22 protein-coding genes are annotated in these 23,561 nt (G+C 71.9%); 19 read left to right on the top strand and 3 right to left on the bottom strand.

What is annotated here, in order from left to right; translation table 11 throughout:
- Positions 1-59 precede the first annotated feature (59 nt).
- From OG462_RS10120 to OG462_RS10085, 8 genes are all read left to right on the top strand, one after another.
- Entirely contained in the window at positions 60-1,169 is a 1,110-nt protein-coding gene (locus OG462_RS10120; RefSeq protein WP_406056557.1) for a quinone-dependent dihydroorotate dehydrogenase, read from the top strand.
- Positions 1,166-2,002 (top strand): orotidine-5'-phosphate decarboxylase, encoded by an 837-nt coding sequence (pyrF, locus tag OG462_RS10115; protein WP_406056555.1) that lies wholly within the window; start codon positions 1,166-1,168, stop codon positions 2,000-2,002. Before OG462_RS10120 ends, pyrF begins: the two co-directional genes overlap by 4 nt.
- 342 nt (positions 2,003-2,344) lie before the next feature.
- Positions 2,345-2,668, top strand: coding sequence for an integration host factor (locus OG462_RS10110; RefSeq protein ID WP_030204477.1), 324 nt, complete (start codon positions 2,345-2,347; stop codon positions 2,666-2,668).
- A 73-nt stretch (positions 2,669-2,741) separates the two neighbouring features.
- Positions 2,742-3,314 carry a guanylate kinase gene (gene gmk, locus OG462_RS10105; protein WP_406056553.1) on the top strand — a complete coding sequence of 191 codons (573 nt, stop codon included), beginning with the start codon at positions 2,742-2,744 and terminating at the stop codon, positions 3,312-3,314.
- 64 nt (positions 3,315-3,378) lie between these two features.
- The gene (rpoZ, locus tag OG462_RS10100; protein ID WP_030316319.1) at positions 3,379-3,651 is read left to right on the top strand and encodes a DNA-directed RNA polymerase subunit omega; all 273 of its coding nucleotides are present in this window, start codon (positions 3,379-3,381) and stop codon (positions 3,649-3,651) included.
- Positions 3,652-3,747: 96 nt separating this feature from the next.
- Entirely contained in the window at positions 3,748-4,959 is a 1,212-nt protein-coding gene (coaBC, locus tag OG462_RS10095; protein WP_406056551.1) for a bifunctional phosphopantothenoylcysteine decarboxylase/phosphopantothenate--cysteine ligase CoaBC, read from the top strand.
- A 299-nt stretch (positions 4,960-5,258) separates the two neighbouring features.
- Positions 5,259-6,467 carry a methionine adenosyltransferase gene (gene metK / locus OG462_RS10090; protein ID WP_406056549.1) on the top strand — a complete coding sequence of 403 codons (1,209 nt, stop codon included), beginning with the start codon at positions 5,259-5,261 and terminating at the stop codon, positions 6,465-6,467.
- 94 nt (positions 6,468-6,561) lie between these two features.
- Positions 6,562-8,700: a primosomal protein N' gene (locus tag OG462_RS10085; RefSeq protein WP_406056547.1), complete on the top strand. Its 2,139-nt coding sequence runs from the start codon at positions 6,562-6,564 to the stop codon at positions 8,698-8,700.
- Positions 8,701-8,873: 173 nt separating this feature from the next.
- Here OG462_RS10085 and OG462_RS10080 read toward each other — a convergent pair whose 3' ends face one another.
- Entirely contained in the window at positions 8,874-9,392 is a 519-nt protein-coding gene (locus OG462_RS10080) for a hypothetical protein (RefSeq protein ID WP_406056545.1), read from the bottom strand.
- Between the two features lie 227 nt (positions 9,393-9,619).
- Between OG462_RS10080 and fmt the strand changes: the two genes are divergently transcribed.
- The 7 genes from fmt to OG462_RS10045 all read left to right on the top strand — a co-directional run bounded on the left by fmt (position 9,620) and on the right by OG462_RS10045 (position 16,519).
- Positions 9,620-10,552 (top strand): methionyl-tRNA formyltransferase, encoded by a 933-nt coding sequence (gene fmt / locus OG462_RS10075; protein WP_406056543.1) that lies wholly within the window; start codon positions 9,620-9,622, stop codon positions 10,550-10,552.
- A 149-nt stretch (positions 10,553-10,701) separates the two neighbouring features.
- Positions 10,702-12,114: an RsmB/NOP family class I SAM-dependent RNA methyltransferase gene (locus tag OG462_RS10070; RefSeq protein WP_406056541.1), complete on the top strand. Its 1,413-nt coding sequence runs from the start codon at positions 10,702-10,704 to the stop codon at positions 12,112-12,114.
- 151 nt (positions 12,115-12,265) lie between these two features.
- Positions 12,266-12,949, top strand: a complete 684-nt coding sequence (gene rpe, locus OG462_RS10065; RefSeq protein ID WP_406056539.1) for a ribulose-phosphate 3-epimerase — start codon at positions 12,266-12,268, stop codon at positions 12,947-12,949.
- A 180-nt stretch (positions 12,950-13,129) separates the two neighbouring features.
- On the top strand, positions 13,130-14,146 hold the full coding sequence (locus OG462_RS10060) for a sugar-binding transcriptional regulator (protein WP_030316333.1): 1,017 nt from the start codon (positions 13,130-13,132) through the stop codon (positions 14,144-14,146).
- A gap of 74 nt (positions 14,147-14,220) precedes the next feature.
- Positions 14,221-14,649, top strand: coding sequence for a ribonuclease domain-containing protein (locus tag OG462_RS10055; RefSeq protein WP_406056537.1), 429 nt, complete (start codon positions 14,221-14,223; stop codon positions 14,647-14,649).
- Positions 14,639-14,971: a barstar family protein gene (locus OG462_RS10050; RefSeq protein ID WP_406056535.1), complete on the top strand. Its 333-nt coding sequence runs from the start codon at positions 14,639-14,641 to the stop codon at positions 14,969-14,971. The genes OG462_RS10055 and OG462_RS10050 overlap by 11 nt, the downstream gene beginning before the upstream one ends.
- Before the next feature lie 105 nt (positions 14,972-15,076).
- The gene (locus OG462_RS10045; RefSeq protein WP_406056534.1) at positions 15,077-16,519 is read left to right on the top strand and encodes a GuaB1 family IMP dehydrogenase-related protein; all 1,443 of its coding nucleotides are present in this window, start codon (positions 15,077-15,079) and stop codon (positions 16,517-16,519) included.
- A 207-nt stretch (positions 16,520-16,726) separates the two neighbouring features.
- On the opposite strand, the gene OG462_RS10040 is transcribed toward OG462_RS10045, so the two are convergent.
- Positions 16,727-17,764: a GDSL-type esterase/lipase family protein gene (locus tag OG462_RS10040; RefSeq protein WP_406056532.1), complete on the bottom strand. Its 1,038-nt coding sequence runs from the start codon at positions 17,762-17,764 to the stop codon at positions 16,727-16,729.
- A gap of 344 nt (positions 17,765-18,108) precedes the next feature.
- Between OG462_RS10040 and OG462_RS10035 the strand changes: the two genes are divergently transcribed.
- Both OG462_RS10035 and OG462_RS10030 read left to right on the top strand, forming a co-directional pair.
- Positions 18,109-19,572 carry an amino acid permease gene (locus OG462_RS10035; protein ID WP_406056530.1) on the top strand — a complete coding sequence of 488 codons (1,464 nt, stop codon included), beginning with the start codon at positions 18,109-18,111 and terminating at the stop codon, positions 19,570-19,572.
- A gap of 10 nt (positions 19,573-19,582) precedes the next feature.
- Positions 19,583-20,038, top strand: coding sequence for an Lrp/AsnC family transcriptional regulator (locus tag OG462_RS10030; protein ID WP_015032260.1), 456 nt, complete (start codon positions 19,583-19,585; stop codon positions 20,036-20,038).
- Between the two features lie 81 nt (positions 20,039-20,119).
- On the opposite strand, the gene OG462_RS10025 is transcribed toward OG462_RS10030, so the two are convergent.
- Positions 20,120-20,686 carry a Repetin gene (locus tag OG462_RS10025; RefSeq protein ID WP_406056528.1) on the bottom strand — a complete coding sequence of 189 codons (567 nt, stop codon included), beginning with the start codon at positions 20,684-20,686 and terminating at the stop codon, positions 20,120-20,122.
- Positions 20,687-20,976: 290 nt separating this feature from the next.
- Here OG462_RS10025 and OG462_RS10020 point away from each other — a divergent pair, with 290 nt between their 5' ends.
- Positions 20,977-21,783 (top strand): carbon-nitrogen hydrolase family protein, encoded by an 807-nt coding sequence (locus tag OG462_RS10020; RefSeq protein ID WP_406056526.1) that lies wholly within the window; start codon positions 20,977-20,979, stop codon positions 21,781-21,783.
- A 68-nt stretch (positions 21,784-21,851) separates the two neighbouring features.
- A complete protein-coding gene (locus tag OG462_RS10015; RefSeq protein WP_406056524.1) occupies positions 21,852-23,549 on the top strand; it encodes a flavin monoamine oxidase family protein in 1,698 nt (565 codons plus the stop codon).
- Positions 23,550-23,561: the final 12 nt, after the last annotated feature.

The raw sequence follows: 23,561 nt of genomic DNA, 5'->3' as shown, positions 1-23,561 counted from the left end.
GGGGACACCGGCAGGACCTGCGGTGTCCCCCTCGTCATGAGACGACCTGGACTCCCCGCATGTACAAGTTCTTCTTCAACCTCGTCTTCAAGCGCATGGACCCCGAGAAGGCCCACTACCTCGCCTTCCGCTGGATCCGCCTCGCGGCCCGCGTCCCCGTCCTGCGGACCTTCGTCGCCGCCGTCCTCGCGCCCCGCCACAAGGAGCTGCGCACCGAGGCCCTCGGCCTGCGGATGCACGGACCCTTCGGGCTCGCCGCCGGCTTCGACAAGAACGCCGTCGCGATCGACGGGATGTCGATGCTCGGCTTCGACCACGTCGAGATCGGCACCGTCACCGGCGAGGCCCAGCCCGGCAACCCCAAGAAGCGCCTCTTCCGGCTGATCCCGGACCGCGCCCTGATCAACCGCATGGGCTTCAACAACGAGGGCTCCGCCGCCGTCGCCGCCCGCCTCCACGCGCGCGTACCGGTCTTCAGGACCGTCGTGGGCGTCAACATCGGCAAGACCAAGGTCGTCCCCGAGGCCGACGCCGCCGCCGACTACGTGAAGTCCACCGAGCGCCTCGCGGCGCACGCCGACTACCTGGTCGTGAACGTCTCCTCGCCGAACACCCCCGGCCTGCGCAACCTCCAGGCCACCGAGTCCCTGCGCCCGCTCCTCACGGCCGTACGGGATGCCGCCGACCGCACGGTCACCGACCGCCGGGTCCCGCTCCTGGTCAAGATCGCCCCCGACCTGGCCGACGAGGACGTCGACGCGGTGGCCGACCTCGCCCTGGAGCTCGGCCTCGACGGCATCATCGCCACCAACACCACCATCGCGCGCGAGGGCCTCGGCCTGAAGTCCGACCCCGCGCTGATCAAGGAGACCGGCGGCCTGTCCGGCGCGCCCGTCAAGGAGCGCTCCCTCGCGGTCCTCAGGCGCCTCCACGCGCGCGTGGGCGACCGTCTGGTCCTCGTGGGCGTCGGCGGCATCGAGAACGCCGAGGACGCCTGGCAGCGGATCCTCGCCGGCGCCACCCTGATCCAGGGCTACAGCGCCTTCATCTACGAGGGCCCGTTCTACGCCCGCGCGATCCACAAGGGCCTCGCCGCGCGCCTCGCGGCCTCCCCGCACGCCACCCTCGCCGAGGCCGTCGGCGCCGACTCCCGAAAGGCCGCCAAGTGATCCTCTCCTTCGGTACCCGTCTGCGCTCCGCCATGGACGAGCGCGGCCCGCTCTGCGTCGGCATCGACCCGCACGCCACCCTGCTCGACTCCTGGGGCCTGACCGACGACATCGCCGGTCTGGAGCGGTTCACCTTCACCGTCGTCGAGGCGCTCGCGGACACCGTGGCCGTCTTCAAGCCGCAGTCGGCCTTCTTCGAGCGCTTCGGCTCGCGCGGTGTCGCCGTCCTGGAGCGCGCCGTCGCCGATCTGCGGGCCGCGGGCGGCCTCGTCGTCATGGACGCCAAGCGCGGCGACATCGGCTCGACCATGGCCGCGTACGCGGAGACCTTCCTGCGCAAGGACTCCCCGCTCTTCTCCGACGCGCTCACGGTCTCTCCGTACCTCGGCTACGGCTCCCTGAAGCCGGCCGTCGACCTGGCCCGCGAGTCCGGCGCCGGTCTCTTCGTCCTGGCCCTGACGTCCAACCCGGAGGGCGCGGAGGTCCAGCGGGCCGTCCGCGAGGACGGGCGCACGATCGCCGCGACCATGCTGGGCCACCTCGCCGCGGAGAACGCGGGGGAGACCCCGATGGGCTCCTTCGGCGCGGTCGTCGGTGCCACCCTCGGCGACCTGTCCTCGTTCGACCTGGACATCAACGGTCCGCTCCTCGCGCCCGGCATCGGCGCCCAGGGTGCGACCCCGGCCGACCTCCCGGCCGTCTTCGGCGCCGCGGTCGGCAACGTCGTCCCGAACGTCAGCCGCGGGGTCCTGCGGCACGGACCGGACGCGGCCGCCCTGCGGGACTCGGCTCACCGGTACGCGGACGAGATCCGCGCGGCCGTCGGCGGGTAACGGCCTCCACGGCTGCTCCGGGTTTCTCCGCAGGTCGGAGCGGATCGAGCCGGATTTCGGGACTGTTTCGGCCCGGTGAGACGACTCGTCTCACCGGGCCGTCTCACTCCTTGACGAAAACTTGGCTCAAAACTGGGTCGTTTTGCCGGAAAAGTCCCGGTCGGTCGATGCTGACCAGGACTTTTCCGCTGTTCTCGCTGACTGGAGCGGCCTCGGCCGCTAGTCTCCGGGGCAGAGCAGGCGTTCAACGGCCACTCCGTTGAACGTTGCTCCACTGGTGTGGGGCGAGCAGGTTCCTCACCGGTCCGTATCCGACAGATCGACATCCGAGGTGACGTAGGCGTGGCTCTTCCGCCCCTTACCCCTGAACAGCGCGCAGCCGCGCTCGAAAAGGCCGCCGCGGCTCGCCGGGAGCGGGCCGAGGTCAAGAATCGACTCAAGCACTCCGGCGCCTCCCTCCACGAGGTCATCAAGACCGGCCAGGAGAACGACGTCATCGGCAAGATGAAGGTCTCCGCGCTGCTCGAGTCCCTGCCCGGCGTGGGCAAGGTCCGCGCCAAGCAGATCATGGAGCGGCTCGGCATCTCCGAGAGCCGCCGGGTGCGCGGTCTCGGTTCCAACCAGATCGCCTCCCTGGAGCGCGAGTTCGGCAGCACCGGCGCCTGATCCGGTGACCGGTCCGGCTTCCGATCCGGGGCACGCGTCCCGGGCACACCGGTAAAGCTGGAATAATCGCTGCATGGCAGCAGAGGTACGTCCGCGGCTGACCGTGCTCTCCGGCCCTTCAGGGGTCGGCAAGAGCACGGTCGTCGCTCATATGCGCAAGGTCCACCCCGAGGTCTGGCTCTCGGTGTCGGCGACGACACGGAAGCCCCGCCCCGGCGAGAAGCACGGCGTCCACTACTTCTTCGTGACGGACGACGAGTTCGACAAGCTGATCGCCAACGGTGAGCTCCTCGAATGGGCCGAGTTCGCGGGCAACCGATACGGCACCCCGCGCCGCGCGGTCCTCGACCGCCTCGACGCCGGCGAGCCCGTGCTCCTGGAGATCGACCTCCAGGGCGCCCGCCAGGTGAAGGACTCGATGCCCGAGTCCCAGCTGGTCTTCCTGGCCCCGCCGAGCTGGGAGGAGCTGGTCCGCCGCCTCACCGGCCGCGGCACCGAGTCGCCCGAGGTCATCGCGCGCCGTCTGGAGGCCGCGAAGATCGAACTGGCCGCCGAGTCGGAGTTCGACACCACCCTTGTCAACACCTCCGTCGAGGACGTTGCGCGTGAGCTGCTAACGTTGATGCTGTTGACTTCTGGGGAATGATCCACTGATTCCCCCGGACACCCAACGGCTGTCCGATCCTTTTTCCATCTTCGGAAGGTAGAGCGTGTCCTCTTCCATCACCGCGCCCGAGGGCATCATCAACCCGCCGATCGACGAGCTGCTCGAGGCCACGGACTCGAAGTACAGCCTCGTGATCTACGCGGCCAAGCGCGCGCGTCAGATCAATGCGTACTACTCCCAGCTCGGCGAGGGCCTGCTGGAGTACGTGGGTCCGCTGGTCGACACCCACGTCCACGAGAAGCCGCTCTCGATCGCCCTGCGCGAGATCAACGCGGGTCTGCTGACGTCCGAGGCCATCGAGGGCCCGGCTACGTAAGCACGTCACGTTCGTCACCACAGGCCCGGCGGAACATCCGCCGGGCCTGTGGTGTCTCATGGAGTCGTACGCATCCGAGTGCGGGGAGTGGCAGTGGTGACGAAGCCGAAGGTCGTTCTGGGGGTCAGCGGCGGTATCGCCGCCTACAAGGCGTGCGAGCTGCTGCGACGGCTCACCGAGTCGGGCCACGACGTCCGGGTCGTCCCCACCGACTCCGCCCTCCACTTCGTCGGCGCGGCCACCTGGTCCGCGCTCTCCGGCCACCCCGTCTCGACCGAGGTGTGGGAGAGCGTCCACGAGGTGCCCCACGTCCGGATCGGCCAGGCCGCCGACCTCGTCGTGGTCGCCCCCGCCACCGCCGACATGCTCGCCAAGGCCGCCCACGGCCTCGCGGACGACCTGCTCACCAACACGCTGCTCACCGCGCGCTGTCCCGTCGTCTTCGCCCCCGCCATGCACACCGAGATGTGGGAGCACCCGGCGACCCAGGAGAACGTGGCGACCCTGCGCCGCCGCGGCGCCGTCGTCATCGAGCCGGCCGTCGGCCGGCTCACCGGCGTCGACACCGGCAAGGGACGGCTGCCCGACCCGGCGGAGATCTTCGAGATCTGCCGCAGGATCCTCACCCGCGGCACCGCGGCCCCCGACCTCGCCGGACGGCACGTCGTGGTCAGCGCCGGCGGCACCCGGGAGCCCCTCGACCCCGTCCGCTACCTGGGCAACCGCTCCTCCGGGAAGCAGGGCTACGCGCTCGCCCGGGCCGCGGCCGCCCGTGGCGCCCGGGTCACGCTCGTCGAGGCCAACACCGGCATCCCCGACCCGGCCGGCGTCGACGTCGTCCACGTCGGCACCGCCGTCCAGCTCCGCGAGGCCGTGCTCAAGGCCGTCGCCGACGCCGACGCGGTGGTCATGGCGGCCGCCGTGGCCGACTTCCGCCCGGCCGTCTACACCGCCGGGAAGATCAAGAAGAAGGACGACGGCGGAGCGCCCACCGTCGAGCTCGTCCGCAATCCCGACATCCTCGCCGAGATCGCCGCGGACCGTGCCCTGCCGGGCCAGGTGGTGGTCGGCTTCGCCGCCGAGACCGACGACGTCCTCGCCAACGGCCGCGAGAAGCTCCGCCGCAAGGGCTGCGACCTTCTCGTCGTCAACGAGGTGGGGGAGCGCAAGACCTTCGGCTCCGAGGAGAACGAGGCCGTGGTGCTCGCCTCGGACGGCACCGAGACCCCCGTACCGTACGGTCCGAAGGAGGCGCTCGCCGAGACGGTCTGGGACCTGGTCCTGCCCCGGCTGCGCGCCACGACCTGACGCATCCGGCCCGCCGCGGCGGGCCGCGCGAGCCCGGTGCGGGACGACTGATTTTCGGCGTGTCGCGACGCTCCGAGGGAAGAGAAACACCGCCTGGCGGGTGATTTACGCCGCACCGGGACGGGCGCCTCCGCCTTGCCGGAGGCCGATTCCGTTCGCCCACGGGCATTCGCCAGGCGAGACACCTGGTCCATTGCGCGACCACGACCGATAGACTGTTCGTGGAACGTCGCGGGGCGCAGCCCCCTGCCGGTCCGCGTAACGAGTAGCCAGCAGCCGCTGCAACCCCAGGGAGCGTTGTGTCCCGTCGTCTGTTCACCTCGGAGTCCGTCACCGAGGGACACCCCGACAAGATCGCTGACCAGATCAGCGACACCATCCTCGACGCACTGCTGCGAGAGGACCCCACCTCGCGCGTCGCAGTCGAGACGCTGATCACCACCGGCCTGGTGCACGTCGCCGGTGAGGTGACCACCAAGGCGTGGGCGGACATTCCGACCCTCGTCCGGAACAAGATCCTCGAGATCGGTTACGACTCCTCGAAGAAGGGCTTCGACGGCGCCTCCTGTGGCGTGTCGGTGTCCATCGGATCCCAGTCCCCGGACATCGCCCAGGGCGTGGACACCGCGTACGAGCAGCGGGTCGAGGGCGACGAGGACGAGCTGGACAAGCAGGGCGCCGGCGACCAGGGCCTGATGTTCGGCTACGCGTCGGACGAGACTCCCGAGCTGATGCCGCTGCCGATCTACATCGCGCACCGGCTCTCCCGCCGGCTGACCGAGGTCCGCAAGAACGGCACCATCCCGTACCTGCGCCCCGACGGCAAGACCCAGGTCACCATCGAGTACGACGGCGACAAGGCCGTCCGCCTCGACACGGTCGTCGTCTCCTCGCAGCACGCGTCCGACATCGACCTGGAGTCGCTGCTCGCGCCCGACATCCGCGAGTTCGTCGTCGAGCACGTGCTCAAGCAGCTCGTCGAGGACGGCATCAAGCTCGACACCGACGGCTACCGGCTCCTGGTGAACCCGACCGGCCGCTTCGAGATCGGCGGCCCGATGGGCGACGCCGGACTCACCGGCCGGAAGATCATCATCGACACCTACGGCGGCATGGCCCGCCACGGTGGCGGCGCCTTCTCCGGCAAGGACCCGTCCAAGGTCGACCGCTCGGCCGCCTACGCCATGCGCTGGGTCGCCAAGAACGTCGTCGCCGCCGGCCTCGCCGCGCGCTGCGAGGTCCAGGTCGCCTACGCGATCGGCAAGGCCGAGCCCGTCGGCCTCTTCGTCGAGACCTTCGGCACCAACACCGTCGACAACGAGAAGATCGAGAACGCCATCGCCGAGGTCTTCGACCTCCGCCCGGCCGCGATCATCCGCGACCTCGACCTGCTCCGCCCGATCTACTCCCAGACCGCCGCCTACGGCCACTTCGGCCGCGAGCTGCCGGACTTCACGTGGGAGCGCACGGACCGCGTGGACGCCCTGAAGCAGGCCGCCGGCCTGTAAGGCCCCGGCTGTACGTGACCGAAGCCCGGTACCCCGTGGGGGTGCCGGGCTTCGGCATGCCCGGTTGTCGGTGGCGTCTGGTAGGTATGGGGCTGTGAGCAGCGAGAACGAGAGGCCCGACGAGTCCGGTGAGCCCGAGCAGCTCGCGCTCATTCGGGAGACCGTGCGGAAGGCGAAGGTGCCGCGGGCCAAGCCGCGGACCTGGCGGGGGGCCGCGCTGGCCAAAGAGCTGCCCGTCGCGCGGGTCGTCGTGAACAAGGGGTCGCTCCATCTCGACCAGTTCTTCGACTACGCGGTCCCCGAGGAGCTGGACGAGGCGGCCCAGCCCGGGGTGCGGGTGCGGGTGCGGTTCGGTGCGGGGGCGCACCAGGTCAAGAACGGGCGCCGGGAGGGCGGGCGGCTCATCGACGGCTTCCTCGTCGAGCGCCGGGCCACCTCCGACTACTCGGGGCCGCTGGCCGCGCTCGCCGACGTCGTCTCCCCGGAGCCGGTCCTCGGGCCCGAGCTGCTGGGGCTCGCCCGTGCCGTCGCCGACCGGTACGCGGGAAGCCTCGCGGACGTGCTCCAGCTCGCGGTGCCGCCGCGCAGCGCCCGCGCCGAGGGGCGCACCTCACCGGAGCCGCTGCCGCCGCCCGTCGCGCCGGAGCCGGGAAGCTGGACGCGGTACGAGCGGGGGCCCGCGTTCCTGGACTCCCTCGCGCGCGGCGGGACGCCCCGGGCCGTGTGGAACGCGCTCCCGGGACGGCACTGGGCCGAGGAGATCGCCCGCGCCGTGGGCGCCACGCTGGCCTCCGGCCGGGGCGCGCTCGTCGTCGTCCCCGACGGCCGTGCGGCGGGGCGCGTCGACGCGGCGCTGACCGCAGTCCTGGGGGAGGGACGGCACGCGGTGCTCACCGCCGAGGCGGGCCCCGAGAAGCGGTACGCGCAGTGGCTCGCCGTGCGGCGCGGCGCGGTGCGGGCCGTCGTCGGCACCCGGGCCGCGATGTTCGCCCCCGTCCGGGACCTCGGACTCGTCGTCATCTGGGACGACGGCGACGGCAGCCACAGCGAGCCGCACGCCCCGCAGCCCCACGCGCGCGAGGTGCTGCTGCTCCGCGCCGCCCACGACCGGTGCGCGTTCCTCCTCGGCAGCACCGGCTGCACCGTCGAGGCCGCGCAGCTCGTCGAGTCCGGCTGGGCCAAGGCGCTGATCGCCGGACGCGAGCAGGTCCGCAGGGCCGCCCCGCTGATCCGGACCGTGGGCGACGGCGAACTGGCCCGTGACGAGGCCGCGCGCGCCGCCCGGCTGCCCTCACTGGCCTGGCAGACCGTACGCGAAGGGCTCAAGACCGGGCCCGTCCTGGTGCAGGTGCCCCGCCGGGGGTACGTACCGAGGCTTGCCTGCGAGCGGTGCCGGACGCCCGCGCGCTGCCGCCACTGCGCCGGGCCCCTGGAGGCCCCCGAGCAGCAGGAACTGCACTGCGGCTGGTGCGGGCGCGGCGCCGCCGACTGGCACTGCGTGGAGTGCGGCTCGACCCGGCTGCGGGCCCAGGTCGTCGGCGCGCGACGGACGGCGGAGGAGCTAGGCCGGGCGTTTCCTGCGGTGCCGGTCAGGACCTCGGGACGGGACCACATCCTGGACACCGTGCCCGGGCGCCCCGCGCTCGTCGTCTCCACACCAGGCGCCGAACCGGTCGCCGAGGGCGGCTACGCGGCCGCGTTGCTCCTCGACGGCTGGGCCATGCTCGGCCGGCCCGACCTGCGCGCGGGCGAGGAGGCCCTGCGCCGCTGGATCGACGCGGCCTCGCTCGTACGGGGCCAGCCCGAGGGGGGCACGGTCGTCGTGGTCGCCGAGCCGACGCTCCGGCCGGTCCAGGCGCTCGTCCGCTGGGACCCGGTCGGGCACGCCCAGCGCGAGCTGGCCGAGCGGGCCGAGCTGGGCTTCCCGCCGGTCTCCCGGATGGCGGCGGTGACCGGTCCGCCGGAGGCCGTCGAAGGCTTCCTGGCGGCGGCCGGGCTGCCCGCCGACGCCGAGGTGCTCGGCCCGGTGCCGCTGCCGGTGGTCCGCCCCGGCGGACCACGCAGGCCGGGCGACCCGCCGCCGGGCGAGCAGTGGGACCGCGCCCTGGTCCGGGTCCCGCCGGGCAGCGGCGCGGCCCTGGCGACGGCGCTCAAGCAGGCCCGCGCGGCCCGGCTCGCGCGGGGCGGCGGGGACCCGGTACGGATCCGGGTGGACCCGCCGGACATCGGCTGACGGGTGGGTGGCCCTGTGGGGAGCGGGGCGTGCGCGTGTACGAGCCGGGGGCCGGCCGCGAGTCCGGCCGGTGTGCGGCCCCGCCGGTCAGCCGCGTGTGCCCGGCGGCGCCCCGGTACATGGGACGGCCGTCCGTTCCCCGTGGGAACGGACGGCCGTCGGGTGCTCGCGGGTCAGCCGTTGCGCGGGCCGGGGAAGGCCGATGTGCGCGGCTCCTCACGGAGGGCGGCGCTGCCCGACGTGGGCTGCGGGGGCATCGAGCGGGCGGCGGGAACCGAGGGAAGGGTGCGGGTCGCGCCCGGCTCCACGATCGGGTCCTGGTCGATGCCGACTCCCGGCTGGGGGGCCCGGCGGGCACCGTAACGGCGGTGGACGGCCTGCTTGGTGACGCCGAGCGCGGAGCCCACCGCGTCCCAGGAGAACCCGAGTGAGCGGTCGAAGTCGACCGCGGCTGTCACCAGGGTCTCGACGCTGTCCCGCAGCTCCTGGGCGAGACGAACGGTCGGGGCGGGGGCCCGCCCGTAGACGACGAAGCCCGTGGACGGGCCGGAGCGGCGAGGGCGGTAGACATTGCCCAGCTGGGCCGTGAGCGTGCGCAGTGCGTCCACCTGCCGCCGGACCCGCTCGATGTCCCGCACCAACAGGTGCAGACTCGCCCGAGCTTGGGCGTCGTGGGTTGCGTGGTCGGCCATGTGAAAGCCTCTCGAACCGGCATGTAAGGGGAAGGGCCGCAGGGGGGAACGGCGACCCGATTCGGTCAATCTCTCTTGACCAACGCGCCACCCGGAGTTGGGTCACGCTGCGGGGGCGTACACGCATATGCGCGGGGCGCTCGTCCTTCCGTACGCCCCCTCCGTTAGGGGCGCCTAGACTGGTGCGTTGCCCGTAAAGCCCCCGGACAGACAGGCAGTCGCCACCCATGAAGCTCGTCTTCGCAGGCACCCCCGAGGTCGCCGTACCCGCCCTGGACGCCCTGCTCGCCTCCGGTCGGCACGAGGTGGCCGCCGTCGTCACCCGGCCGGACGCCCCGGCGGGGCGCGGCCGGCGGCTCGTCGCCAGCCCGGTGGCCCAGCGGGCCGAGGAGGCCGGGATCGAGGTCCTGAAGCCGACCCGGCCCCGTGACGAGGACTTCCTCGCCCGGCTGCGGGAGATCGCCCCGGACTGCTGCCCGGTCGTCGCGTACGGCGCGCTGCTGCCCAAGGTCGCCCTCGACATCCCCGCCCGGGGCTGGGTCAACCTGCACTTCTCGCTGCTGCCGGCCTGGCGCGGCGCGGCGCCCGTGCAGCACTCGCTGATGGCGGGCGACCAGGTGACCGGCGCGTCCACCTTCCTGATCGAGGAGGGGCTGGACTCGGGCCCGGTCTACGGCGTCGTCACCGAGGACATCCGCCCGACCGACACCAGCGGCGACCTGCTCACCCGGCTCGCGTTCGCCGGTGCCGGGCTGCTCGCCGCCACCATGGACGGCATCGAGGACGGCACGCTCAAGGCCGTCCCGCAGCCGATCGAGGGCCTCACCCTCGCCCCGAAGATCCAGGTCGAGGACGCTCAGGTCGACTTCGCCGCGCCCGCTCTCCGGGTGGACCGCGTGGTCCGCGGCTGCACCCCGGCCCCCGGCGCCTGGACGCTCTTCCGTGGCGAGCGCCTCAAGCTGATCCAGGTCGCCCCGCTGCCCGACCGCACCGACCTGGCCCCGGGACAGCTCGCGGCGGGCAAGAACAACGTGTACGCGGGCACCGGCTCGTACGCCGTCGAACTCCTCTGGGTCCAGCCCCAGGGCAAGAAGCCGATGAAGGCCGCCGACTGGGCCCGCGGCGTGCGGATCGCGCCGGGCGAGCTCCTCGGAGCCTAGGGGTGTCCGGAAAGTAGCGCCGTCTGCCCTGCGGACCAGGCGGGACCTTCCGGACACGGACCGGCCCTCAAGGGCCCGGGAGCGGGTGGGGGTGCGGCGGACGTAGGCTTGGGGGGTTCGACCTCGTCATTTCGTCACGCGGAGCACCTTTGAGCGAGCAGGCACGTCGCCGTCCCCACAAGCCCTACCGGCGGCCCCAGAAGGACCCCGTCCGGATGCTCGCCTTCGAGGCGCTGAGGGCGGTGGACGAGCGGGACGCCTACGCGAACCTGGTGCTGCCGCCGCTGCTGAAGAAGGCCCGCGAGGGCGGGGACTTCGACGGGCGGGACGCGGCGCTCGCGACCGAGCTCGTCTACGGGACGCTGCGCCGCCAGGGCACGTACGACGCGATCATCTCCGCGTGCATCGACCGGCCGCTGCGCGAGGTCGACCCGCCCGTGCTCGACGTGCTCGCGCTCGGCGCGCACCAGCTGCTCGGCACCCGGATCCCCACCCACGCCGCCGTCTCCGCCAGCGTCGAGCTGGCGCGGGTGGTGCTCGGCGACGGGCGGGCCAAGTTCGTGAACGCCGTGCTGCGGAAGATCTCGCAGCAGGACCTCGACGCCTGGGTGGCGCAGGTCGCCCCGCCGTACGACGCGGACCCCGAGGACCACCTCGCCGTCGTCCACTCGCACCCCCGCTGGGTCGTCTCGGCGCTCTGGGACTCCCTCGGCGGCGGCCGTGCCGGGATCGAGGACCTCCTGGAGGCCGACAACGAGCGTCCCGAGGTCACCCTCGTCGCCCGTCCCGGCCGCTCCACCACCGAGGAGCTGGCCGCGGCCACCGAGAGCCTGCCGGGCCGCTGGTCGCCGTACGCGGTCCGGATGGCCGAGGGCGGCGAGCCCGGCGCCATCGAGGCCGTGAAGGAGAGCCGGGCCGGTGTCCAGGACGAGGGCAGCCAGCTTGTCGCGATCGCCCTCGCCAACGCCCCGCTCGACGGCCCCGACGCCCGCTGGCTCGACGGCTGCGCGGGCCCCGGCGGCAAGGCCGCGCTCCTCGCGGCCCTCGCCTCCGAGCGCGGCGCCGCCCTGCTCGCCTCCGAGAAGCAGCCGCACCGCGCGCGTCTCGTCGAGCGCGCCCTCGCCGGCAACCCCGGCCCGTACCAGGTGATCGCCGCCGACGGCACCCGCCCGCCGTGGCGCCCCGGCTCCTTCGACCGCGTCCTCATGGACGTGCCCTGCTCGGGCCTCGGCGCGCTGCGCCGTCGCCCCGAGGCCCGCTGGCGACGTCGCCCCGAGGACCTGGACGGCTTCGCCCCGCTCCAGCGCGCCCTGCTCACGGAGGCGCTGAGCGCCGTCCGCGTCGGCGGTGTCGTGGGGTACGCGACCTGCTCGCCGCACCTGGCCGAGACCCGGGTGGTCGTCGACGACGTCCTGAAGAAGGTCGGCGGCGCCGAGCTGATCGACGCGCGCCCGCTGCTGCCGGGGGTGCCGGCGATCGGCGACGGACCGGACATCCAGCTCTGGCCGCATCTGCACGGTACGGACGCCATGTATCTGGCGCTGATCCGCCGGACCGCGTGACCGCGCTGCTGCCCGACCCTTCGATCATCTGACCGTAATCTCCCGGTCTGCGCCGGTCCCGGACTCGTCGCTTCGCACCGAAAATGGTCTGGACCGCATCCGAAACCGCTCGGCGGCAAAGAAGTGCCCAAGAACGTGGGAGGCTTGGCACATGGCGCAGATCAACCCCAGCATCCTGTCCGCGGACTTCGCCCGGCTCGCCGATGAGGCGAAGGCCGTCGACGGGGCCGACTGGCTGCACGTCGACGTGATGGACAACCACTTCGTGCCCAACCTGACCCTGGGTGTGCCGATCGTGGAGTCTCTCGCCCGCGCGACCGAAACCCCTCTCGACTGCCACCTGATGATCGAGGACCCCGACCGCTGGGCGCCCCAGTACGTCGAGGCGGGCGCCGGTTCGGTGACCTTCCACGTCGAGGCGGCCGCCGCGCCCGTCCGGCTCGCGCGGGAGATCCGGGCCAAGGGCGCGCGTGCCTCGATGGCGCTCAAGCCGGCCACGCCCATCGAGCCGTACGAGGATCTCCTCCCCGAGCTCGACATGCTGCTGATCATGACCGTCGAGCCCGGCTTCGGCGGTCAGGCCTTCCTCGACATCATGCTGCCCAAGATCCGCCGGACGCGTGAGCTGATCTCCAAGCACGGTCTGGAGCTGTGGCTCCAGGTCGACGGCGGGGTCGCCGAGTCCACGATCGAGCGGTGCGCCGAGGCCGGCGCCGACGTCTTCGTGGCGGGTTCCGCGGTCTACGGAGCCGCCGACCCGGCCGCCGCCGTCGCCTCGCTGCGGGCCCGCGCGGACGCCGTGACGGCCACCGCCCCGTGGGCGTGTGGCCACTGAGCCTCCGGCTGATGAACGCGGTCCGTCGGGCCGCCGACAGGACTGATCAAGGCCCGCCGTATCTGACAGGATGGACGGCGAGTCCAGAGTGTGAACGACAGCGGTACGCGAACAGCGGTACATGAACGTCGGTACGTGAACAGCGGTACGTGAACAGGTGAGGAGATCGCGGTGGCGGGTATGTCGGCGGGACGGTCAGCCCTGCGGATGGGCCCCGCGGAGCTGGTGCAGGCGGCGGCCATGGCCCGCCGCTTCTACCTCGAGGGCAAGTCCAAGATCCAGATCGCCGAGGAGTTCGGCGTGAGCCGCTTCAAGGTGGCCCGGGTCCTGGAGACCGCCCTGGAGCGCGATCTCGTACGGATCGAGATCCGCGTGCCGGCCGAGCTGGACGCCGAGCGCTCCGACGCGCTCCGCGCCCGCTACGGGCTTCGTCACGCCGTCGTCGTCGAGTCCCCGGCGGAGGGCGAGGACGAGTCGCCCGACCCCGAGAACCTCGGCGAGGTCGCGGCAGACCTGCTCGGCGAGCTGGTCACCGAGGGAGACGTCCTGGGCCTCGCCTGGGGCCGCTCCACCATCCACATGGCGGCGGCCCTCGACCGGCTGCCCCCGTGCACGGTCGTCCAGCTCACCGGGGTGTACGACGCCGGGACCGCCGAGCGCGGCTCGGTCGAGGCGGTACGCCGTGCCGCGCAGGTCTCCGGCGGCGAGGCGCACCCGATCTACGCGCCCATGCTGCTGCCCGACCCGGCGACCGCGGCCGCGCTGCGCAGCCAGACCGGTATCGCGCGGGCCTTCGAGTACTTCGACAAGGTGACCGTCGCCTGTGTCTCCATCGGCTCCTGGGAGCCGGGCATCTCGACCGTCCACGACATGCTCTCGGACGAGGAGCGCGCCCACTACGCCTCGCTCGGCGTCGCCGCCGAGATGTCCGCACACCTCTTCGACGCCGAGGGGCGCCGGGTCGGCCGCGACCTGGGCGAGCGCTGCATCACCGTCGAGGCGGACCGGCTGCGCCGGATCCCCGAGGTCGTGGCCATCGCCGGCGGTCAGCGCAAGGCGGCGGCGATCGGCGCGGTGCTCCGCTCCGGGCTCGTCACCAGCCTGGTCACCGACCGGGCCGCGGCGGACTACCTGCTGACCGAGTCCAGCCCGGGTACGCACCCGGCGCTCGACCGGACGGACCCGGACGGCGTCTGACGGATCGCAGCACGACCAACGGATCGCAGCACGATCAAGGGGCCGGAGCCATCCCGTAACGGTATGTTCGGGACATGTTGCTCCGGCCCCTGCGCGTGCTCCTCGCGCTCGTCCTGTGCGTCTTCCTGGCCGGGTGCTCCTCGGCGAGCGGTGGCGCCGACCCGGTCGCCCCTGCTCGCACCACCGCCACGGCCGCCGCGCCCACCGGAACCTCCGGACTGCCCACCGTGCGGGCCTCCGACCTGCCGCCCGAAGCGCGCAGGACGCTCGAACTCATCGCGCGCGGCGGCCCCTTCCCGTACGCCAAGGACGGCGCCGTCTTCTCCAACTTCGAGCGGATCCTGCCCCGCGAGCAACGCGGCTACTACCGGGAGTACACCGTGAAGACCCCCGGCGAACGCGACCGGGGCGCACGCCGGATCGTCACCGGGCGGAACGGCGAGATCTACTGGACCGACGACCACTACGACAGCTTCCGGGAGGTGATCACGGATGAGAATTGACGACCCCGTCGTCCTCGACCTGACCGGCGTCACGGAGAAGGCCGGCCTCATGGACCGGTGTGCCACCGCCCTCGCGCTGCCCGACTGGTTCGGCCGGAACTGGGACGCACTCGCCGACTGCCTCACCGATCTGCCCGAGCCGGTCACCCTCGTCGTCACCGGCTGGCAGGAGTACGCCAGGACACGCCCGCGTGAGTGGCGGACGGCCCAGGACGTCTTCGCCACGGCCGTCGACGAGCGTCCCACGCACCTCACGGTCCTCGTCTCCCTGGGGGAGGCTTTCGGAGGATCCGACGAAAGCCCTGCCGCAAGCCTCGGATGAATCGCCCGGGGCTGGTATTCGTACTGGCGTGGGAGAATGAACTACGTGCTTTTTCCCCTGGCTGAAATGCCTAGGGGCCGATCCGAACGACTGGGATGTCAGCACGTGCGTTTCCTCAATGACGTCAAGCCGCCCTACGACCTGACGTACGACGATGTGTTCATGGTGCCGAGCCGCTCGGCCGTCGGTTCCCGCCAGGCGGTGGACCTCTCCTCGCCGGACGGAACCGGGACCACGATCCCGCTGGTCGTGGCCAACATGACCGCCATCGCCGGCCGCCGTATGGCCGAGACCGTCGCCCGCCGGGGCGGACTGGTCGTCATCCCGCAGGACATCCCGATCGAGGTCGTCACCGACGTCATCTCGTGGGTCAAGAGCCGCCACCACGTGCTCGACACCCCGATCGTCCTCGCCCCCCACCAGACCGTGGCCGACGCGCTCTCGCTGCTGCCCAAGCGGGCGCACGACGCCGCCGTCGTCGTCGACGAGGAGCGCCGCCCGGTCGGTGTCGTCACCGACGCGGACCTGTCCGGGGTGGACCGCTTCACGCAGCTCTCCGAGGTCATGTCGAAGGACCTGCTGCTCCTCGACGCCGACATCGCGCCGCGCGACGCGTTCAACACGCTCGACCACGCCAACCGGCGCTACGCCCCGGCCGTGGACAAGGACGGCCGTCTCGTCGGCATCCTGACCCGCAAGGGCGCGCTCCGCGCGACCCTCTACACCCCGGCCACCGACGCGGACGGCAAGCTGCGCATCGCCGCCGCCGTCGGCATCAACGGCGACTTCGTGGGCAAGGCCAAGCAGCTGCTCGACGCGGGCGTCGACACGCTCGTCATCGACACGGCGCACGGCCACCAGGAGTCGATGATCGCCGCGATCAAGGCCGTGCGCGCCCTCGACCCGCAGGTTCCGATCGTCGCCGGCAACATCGTCGCCGCCGAGGGTGTGCGCGACCTCATCGAGGCCGGCGCGGACATCATCAAGGTCGGCGTGGGCCCCGGCGCCATGTGCACCACCCGCATGATGACCGGCGTCGGCCGCCCGCAGTTCTCCGCCGTCCTGGAGTGCGCCGCCGAGGCCAAGAAGTACGGCAAGCACGTCTGGGCCGACGGTGGCGTCCGGCACCCGCGCGATGTCGCCATGGCGCTCGCCGCCGGCGCGTCCAACGTGATGATCGGCTCGTGGTTCGCCGGGACGTACGAGTCCCCGGGCGACCTCCAGCACACCGCCGACGGGCGTCCGTACAAGGAGTCCTTCGGCATGGCGTCGGCCCGCGCCGTGCAGAACCGCACGAGCGAGGAGTCGTCCTACGACCGTGCCCGCAAGGGCCTGTTCGAGGAGGGCATCTCCACCTCGCGCATGTTCCTCGACCCGGCCCGCCCGGGCGTCGAGGACCTGATCGACTCGATCATCGCGGGCGTCCGCTCCTCCTGCACCTACGCCGGTGCCGGCTCGCTCGCCGAGTTCGAGGAGAAGTCCGTGGTCGGCATCCAGTCCGCCGCCGGCTACGCCGAGGGCAAGCCGCTGCACGCCAGCTGGAGCTAGTCCCGTCACGTGGTGACATCGGTGGGCCCCCGGGAAATCCTTCCCGGGGGCCCAATGCCGTTCCGTACGGGGCGCACGTCGGTCACGGACAGGTCCGGCTGGGCAGCACGCACGAGCGCACGCACGAGCGCACGCACGAGCGCACGCACGAGCGCACGCACGAGCGCACGCACGAGCGCGTGTACGCCGACGCCTGCACCCTCCTGTTCAGGACCCTGCCGATGCGGAACGTCCGACGGGCAGGGGCGGGGGCAGGGGCAGGCCCAAGGCCCCGCTGAGGGTCTCCGCCACCGCTGCCGCGATCCGCGCGTGGCCGCGGTCGTCCGGATGCAGTCCGTCCGCCAGGTGCTCCGGGCCGAGCAGGGGCCGTCCCGGAAGGACCAGGAGGCGTGTGTCGCCCTCGGCCGCCAGGTCCCGGCCCGCCCGCTCCATGGCCCTGCGCAGCTCCGTGAGGGTCGCTCCGAGGACGTTGCGGGTGTGCTCGGCCTCCGGGCGCAGGACGGGCGAGACGATCAGCAGCGGGGTCTCCGGGTGACCGCGGCGGACCAGGCCCACGAAGGCCCGGACGGTGGCGTACAGCCAGTCGGCCGTCGCGGGCACCGTGGACCAGCAGTTGGTGCCGAACGCGAGGGTGATCACCTCGCCCGGGAGCCGCGCCAGGTGCTCGGCGAGCGGGAGTTCGCCGCGTGCCCCGCCCGCGTACCCGAGGTTCACCGGGTCGAAGCCGAGGAGCCGTCCCGCCGTGGCGGGCCAGGAGTGGGCCGGGCGGGTCGACCACCAGCCCTCGGTGATCGAGTCGCCGTGCACCAGCCATCGGGGCCGGGCGGGGGCGGGGGAGAGGGATCCGCCGAGGGCCCGCAGGGCGAGCGGCACCGGCGCCTGGCCCTCCGGTAGGTGGACGGTGAAGACGCCGCCGCCCGGGGGCAGCGGGAGCGTGACGGTGGCCTCGGCGGCCGGGGCGGCGCAGGCCTCGCCGACGAGCCGCGTACCGCTCCAGAGGGCGAAGCAGTGGCGGAGCTCGGCGAGGGGGTCGCCCGGCTCCGGGACGGCCGCCCGGTACCGCAGCCGCACAGCGCGCGTCCCGGGCGCGGCCGTGAACTCGATCCGTACGCCGATGGGCAGCGCGGCCCGCTCGGCGATGTCCCACGGCAGCCGTTCCAGGTCGTCGGGGTCGGCGCGTACCGGCCGGTTCCCGTCCAGCCAGGCCGTACCGCGCAGGAACGGTGCCGGGTCGAGCCAGCCCACCTGGGCCTCCGATCGGGGGGTCGTCGAGGGCTCGCAGCGTGGGTCATCGGGCACGAGGAGTCAATGCGCGCGCGGGGGCCGGTTCACACCCCCAATGTGTGGATTCATGCGGGGGAGCGCAATGTTTCCCCGTCTGCGCCCCAAGCGCGCAATGATCATCCGGCAGTGCGCAACAACCCTGGATTACGAGTGCGAACCCCTGCCCCTTAGGCTCGTGCCTCGTACCAGGAGTGGCGGGGACCGCCTGCTCGGCGGTTCCCCTCCCCCGTGGGCCTCTTTTGTCATGCCCACGCGCCGCTGCGGTCCCTCGCCCCGCCGACAGGCAGCGATAAGGAGCCTCCGCAGTGCTGGACCATGGCGCAGCCCCACCGGTCGAGGAATCGACCACCCGCAAGACCTCCGCTCTCGGCGCACTGACCCGGCGCAAGCCGGTGGAACAGCTGGTCGCAGAGGGTGGGCAGGGCGAGGGTGGCAACCTCCGCCGCTCGCTCTCCATGTGGCAGCTGACCATGATCAGCATCGGAGCCACGCTCGGCACGGGCATCTTCGTCGTCCTCGGCGACGCCGTTCCGAAGGCCGGCCCCGCGGTCACCGTCGCCTTCGTCATCGCCGGCCTCACGGCTCTCTTCTCCGCGCTCTCGTACGCCGAGCTGGCCGGCTCGATACCGGTCGCCGGTTCCTCGTACTCGTACGCTTACGCAACGATGGGTGAACTCGTCGCCTGGGTCTGCGGCTGGTGTCTGGTCCTGGAGTACGGCGTTTCCGTCGCCGCCGTGGCCGTCGGCTGGGGCGAGTACCTCAACGAGCTGCTCGACGGCACGATCGGGGTCACCCTCCCCGACGTGCTCTCCTCGGCCCCGGGCGAGGGCGGGATCATCAACCTGCCCGGCCTGATCGTCGTCCTGCTCGCGATGGTCTTCCTGCTCGGTGGCGCCCGTGAGTCCGCCGTGGTCAACACGATCATGGTCGTGGTGAAGATCGCCGCGCTCGCCCTCTTCTGCGCCATCGGCTTCATGGGCTTCAAGTCCGGCAACTACAAGGACTTCATGCCGCTCGGCACCGCGGGCGTCAGCGCCGCCGGAGCGAGCCTCTTCTTCTCGTACATCGGTTTCGACGCCGCCTCCACGGCCGGCGAGGAGGCCAAGAACCCCAAGCGCGACCTGCCTCGGGCGATCATGCTCTCGCTGATCATCGTCACCGCGCTCTATGTGCTGGTCGCCGCGGTCGCGGTCGGCGCGTGGAACTGGAAGGAGTTCGAGGGCTCCGAGGCCACACTGGCGGCGATCATGAACGATGTCACCGGCCAGACCTTCTGGGGCACCCTGCTCGCCGCCGGCGCCGTCATCTCCATCGCCAGCGTCGTCCTGACCGTGCTCTACGGCCAGACCCGCATCCTCTTCGCCATGTCCCGCGACGGCCTCGTGCCGAAGGCCTTCGGCAAGGTCAGCGCCAAGACCGGCACCCCTCGCGTCAACACGGTGATCGTCTCCGTCTTCTGCGGCGCCCTCGCCTCGGTCATCCCGCTGGGCAAGCTCGTCGACGCCACCAGCATCGGCACCCTCTTCGCCTTCGGCCTGGTGAACATCGCCGTCATCGTGCTCCGCTACACCCGCCCCGACATGCCGCGCACCTTCAAGGTGGCGTTCGGGCCGGTCTTCCCGGTCCTGGGCTTCATCTTCTGCGCGTACAACATGTTCAGCCTCGACGCCGTCACCTGGGTGGTCTTCGGTTGCTGGATGGCCGCGGGACTCGTGTTCTACTTCCTGTACGGCATGCGCCGCTCCCGACTGGCTACCGCAGAAAAGTGATCCACCCGTAGTGCGACTCAACGACCTCGACGAACGCATCGTCCACGCCCTCGCGGAAGACGCCCGTCGCAGCTACGCCGACATCGGCTCGCTCGTCGGACTCTCCGCCCCCGCCGTGAAGCGGCGCGTGGACCGGCTCAGGGCCGAGGGCGCCATCACCGGCTTCACCGTTCGGGTGGACCCGGCGGCGCTCGGCTGGGAGACCGAGGGCTTCGTCGAGATCTACTGCCGCCACAACACCTCGCCGGACGACATCCGGCGAGGTCTGGAGCGGTACCCCGAGGTGGTGTCCGCGTCGACCGTCACCGGTGACGCGGACGCCGTCGTCCAGGTCTTCGCCTCGGACATGCGCCATTTCGAGCGCGTGCTGGAGCGGATCGCGGGCGAGCCCTTCGTGGAGCGGACCAAGTCCGTCCTGGTGCTCTCGCCGCTGTTGCGGCGCTTCTCCTCCGGCTCGCCCGCGTAGCCCTGCGGGGCAGGGGCGGTCGGGGCGGTGCGGGCCGTGGTTCCCGCACCGTCCTTCGCCCGCCCACCCCCGTGGGGCGGTCTACTCGGTCGGGTAGACGAACTCCCAGGGCACGACCTTGAAGTCGCCCGTCCCCTTCTCGACCTTCTCGAACGGTGCGCCGCTGATGCACGGCGGCACCTTGTCCTTCTGCGGGTCGGCGGTCATCCAGGTGTAGCCGAGCCGGTCGCCGCCGGGGGCGTCGTGCACCGTGATGCCCACGCGCGCCTTCCGGAACTCCTTCACATCCGTCTCGACGACGACACCGGACACGACGGCCACCTTGCCGCCCGTGGTGAGGCAGTCGACCTTCACCTTGGCGTACCCGCCCCAGTCGCCCTTGTAGTGGCTGAAGCGGAACGTGCCGGTGGCCTTCATCGGATCCTGCCGGTTCTTCTCCGCCAGGTGCGCGTCGAAGGTGAACGTGATGTCGTCCCCGGCCGGCCGGTACAGCTTCGCGGTGCCGGTCAGCGCGGCGGCCTCCTTGACGGTGGCCGTGGCCGCGGCCGAGGCGGGAGCCTCGTCCGCCGAGGCGGCGGCGATCCCCCCGGCCCCCAGGGTGAGCAGGATCGCGGCAGCGACGGCCACGGTCTTCGTACGACGGTTCATGGTTCCCCGGTCCTTTCGGCAGGTCGTCCGGCAGGTCGACCGGACGACCACCACTCTTCCGCGACGCCCGCCGCCCGGCGTCGCGCCACAGGACGGTTCCGTCTCCGCCGCGCGGCGGGGGAGTCCTGCGACCCCGGAAGGAGGCGTACGCAACGAATCGCTGCCGGACCCTTCGATCGCGCAACGGTTCGACGGTCGGTCCGCAACGCTGCCGCCTTGTCCCGAAGCGGCGCGAAACCGTACCGTTTTTGACGTCTTCCCCCTGTACTCCGACCCCCCGAGGATCACGCATGCCCGTGCTGCGCACCGCCCTGCTCCAGAGCTCCGGTGAACTCGGCGACGTGGCCGCCAATCTCAAGATCCTCGACGAGGCGGCCGGCCGCGCCGCCGCCGCCGGTGCGGGGCTGCTGCTCGCCCCCGAGCTCTTCCTCACCGGGTACGCCATCGGCGCCGACATCGCGCGGCTCGCCGAGCCTGCCGACGGCCCCTCCGCCCGTGCCGTCGCGGCGATCGCCGTGCGCCACGGCCTGGCCGTCGGCTACGGCTACCCGGAGCGGGACACCGAGCGGCACGGGGTCCTGTACAACTCCGCCCAGCTCATCGGCGCCGACGGCGTCCCGCTCGCGCAGTACCGGAAGACCCACCTCTTCGGAGACTTCGAGCTGAATTGGTTCACCCCCGGTGACCGGGCTGTCGTCCAGGCTGAGCTCGACGGGCTCACCATCGGCATGATGATCTGCTACGACGTCGAGTTCCCCGAGAACGTGCGGGCGCACGCGCTGGCCCGTACGGACCTCCTCCTCGTACCGACCGCGCTCATGCACCCCGCCGAGGTCGTGCCCTTGTCCGTGGTGCCGGTCCGCGCCTTCGAGAACCAGATCTACATCGCGTACGCCAACAGGACCGGCCCCGAGGGCGCCTTCGAATTCGTCGGCCTCTCCACCCTGGCCGGCCCCGACGGCACCGCCCGGGCCCGCGCCGGACGCGGCGAGGACCTCGTCCTCGGCGACGTCGACCCGGCCTTCCTCGCCGCCTCCCGCGGGGAGAACCCCTACCTCCGCGACCGGCGCCCGGGCCTCTACGGCTCGCTCGTCTGAGCCACCCCGCCCGCCCTCGCGCCCTCGCCCAGCCTCAGCCTTTTTTCCGTGCAAGGAGTCCGTACCCCATGACGTCCACGGTGCCCACGACCGCCGTCCCCCACAGCGACGGCCAGCCGCCGATCACCATGTTCGGTCCGGACTTCCCGTACGCCTACGACGACTTCCTGGCCCACCCGGCCGGACTCGGTCAGATACCGGCGATCGAGCACGGCACCGAGGTCGCCGTCATCGGCGGTGGTCTCTCCGGCATCATCGCCGCGTACGAGCTGATGAAGATGGGCCTCAAGCCCGTCGTCTACGAGGCCGACCAGATCGGCGGCCGGCTGCGTACCGTCGGCTTCGAGGGCACCGCCACCGAGGGCCTCACCGCGGAGATGGGCGCCATGCGCTTCCCGCCCTCCTCGACCGCGCTCCAGCACTACATCGACCTGGTCGGCCTGGAGACCACGCCCTTCCCGAACCCGCTGGCCGAGTCGACCCCGTCGACCGTCGTCGACCTCAAGGGCGAGTCGCACTACGCCACCACCGTGGACGACCTTCCGCAGGTCTACCGCGACGTGATGAACGCGTGGAACGCCTGTCTCGACGAGGGCGCCGACTTCTCCGACATGAACCAGGCCATGCGCGAGCGCGACGTCCCGCGCATCCGCGAGATCTGGTCGAAGCTCGTCGAGAAGCTCGACAACCAGACCTTCTACGGCTTCCTCTGCGAGTCGGAGTCCTTCAAGTCCTTCCGGCACCGCGAGATCTTCGGCCAGGTCGGCTTCGGCACCGGCGGCTGGGACACCGACTTCCCCAACTCCATCCTGGAGATCCTCCGCGTCGTCTACACCGAGGCCGACGACCACCACCGCGGCATCGTGGGCGGCTCGCAGCAGCTGCCGGTGCGCCTGTGGGAGCGCGAGCCGGAGAAGATCGTCCACTGGGCGCAGGGCACCTCGCTCAGCTCCCTGCACGAGGGCGCCCCGAAGCCGGCCGTGACCCGGCTGAACCGGACCGCCGGCAACCGGATCACCGTCACCGACGCCTCCGGCGACATCCGCACCTTCCCGGCGGCGATCTTCACCGCCCAGTCCTGGATGCTGCTCTCCAAGATCGCCTGTGACGACTCGCTCTTCCCGATCGACCACTGGACGGCGATCGAGCGCACCCACTACATGGAGTCGTCCAAGCTCTTCGTGCCCGTGGACCGGCCGTTCTGGCTGGACAAGGACGAGGAGACGGGTCGCGACGTCATGTCGATGACGCTGACCGACCGCATGACCCGCGGCACCTACCTCCTGGACGAGGGCCCGGACAGGCCGGCCACGATCTGCCTCTCGTACACCTGGTGCGACGACAGCCTGAAGTGGCTGCCGCTGTCCGCGAACGAGCGGATGGAGGTCATGCTGAAGTCGCTCGGCGAGATCTACCCGAAGGTCGACATCCGGAAGCACATCATCGGCAACCCGGTGACGGTCTCCTGGGAGAACGAGCCCTACTTCATGGGCGCCTTCAAGGCGAACCTGCCCGGTCACTACCGTTACCAGCGGCGCCTGTTCACCCACTTCATGCAGGACCGGCTGCCCGAGGACAAGCGGGGCATCTTCCTCGCCGGCGACGACATCTCGTGGACGGCCGGCTGGGCCGAGGGCGCGGTGCAGACGGCGCTCAACGCGGTCTGGGGCGTGATGCACCACTTCGGCGGCGGCACCGACGCCACCAACCCGGGTCCGGGCGACGTGTACGACGAGATCGCCCCGGTCGAGCTGCCGGAGGACTGATCACAACCCTCC

It is taken from the genome of Streptomyces sp. NBC_01077 (genome assembly GCF_045162855.1).
In the GTDB taxonomy this organism is placed as follows: domain Bacteria; phylum Actinomycetota; class Actinomycetes; order Streptomycetales; family Streptomycetaceae; genus Streptomyces.
The sequence above is the reverse complement of the archived record's forward strand: the minus strand, read 5'-3'. Positions and strand labels throughout refer to the sequence as shown.

Coding starts and splice junctions, on each gene's coding strand:
- OG462_RS10120 (WP_406056557.1), top strand. CDS start 60: ATGTACAAGTTCTTCTTCAACCTCGTCTTCAAGCGCATGGACCCCGAG.
- gmk (WP_406056553.1), top strand. CDS start 2,742: ATGGCAGCAGAGGTACGTCCGCGGCTGACCGTGCTCTCCGGCCCTTCA.
- OG462_RS10080 (WP_406056545.1), bottom strand. CDS start 9,392: ATGGCCGACCACGCAACCCACGACGCCCAAGCTCGGGCGAGTCTGCAC.
- fmt (WP_406056543.1), top strand. CDS start 9,620: ATGAAGCTCGTCTTCGCAGGCACCCCCGAGGTCGCCGTACCCGCCCTG.
- rpe (WP_406056539.1), top strand. CDS start 12,266: ATGGCGCAGATCAACCCCAGCATCCTGTCCGCGGACTTCGCCCGGCTC.
- OG462_RS10060 (WP_030316333.1), top strand. CDS start 13,130: ATGTCGGCGGGACGGTCAGCCCTGCGGATGGGCCCCGCGGAGCTGGTG.
- OG462_RS10055 (WP_406056537.1), top strand. CDS start 14,221: ATGTTGCTCCGGCCCCTGCGCGTGCTCCTCGCGCTCGTCCTGTGCGTC.
- OG462_RS10050 (WP_406056535.1), top strand. CDS start 14,639: ATGAGAATTGACGACCCCGTCGTCCTCGACCTGACCGGCGTCACGGAG.
- OG462_RS10025 (WP_406056528.1), bottom strand. CDS start 20,686: ATGAACCGTCGTACGAAGACCGTGGCCGTCGCTGCCGCGATCCTGCTC.
- OG462_RS10020 (WP_406056526.1), top strand. CDS start 20,977: ATGCCCGTGCTGCGCACCGCCCTGCTCCAGAGCTCCGGTGAACTCGGC.
- OG462_RS10015 (WP_406056524.1), top strand. CDS start 21,852: ATGACGTCCACGGTGCCCACGACCGCCGTCCCCCACAGCGACGGCCAG.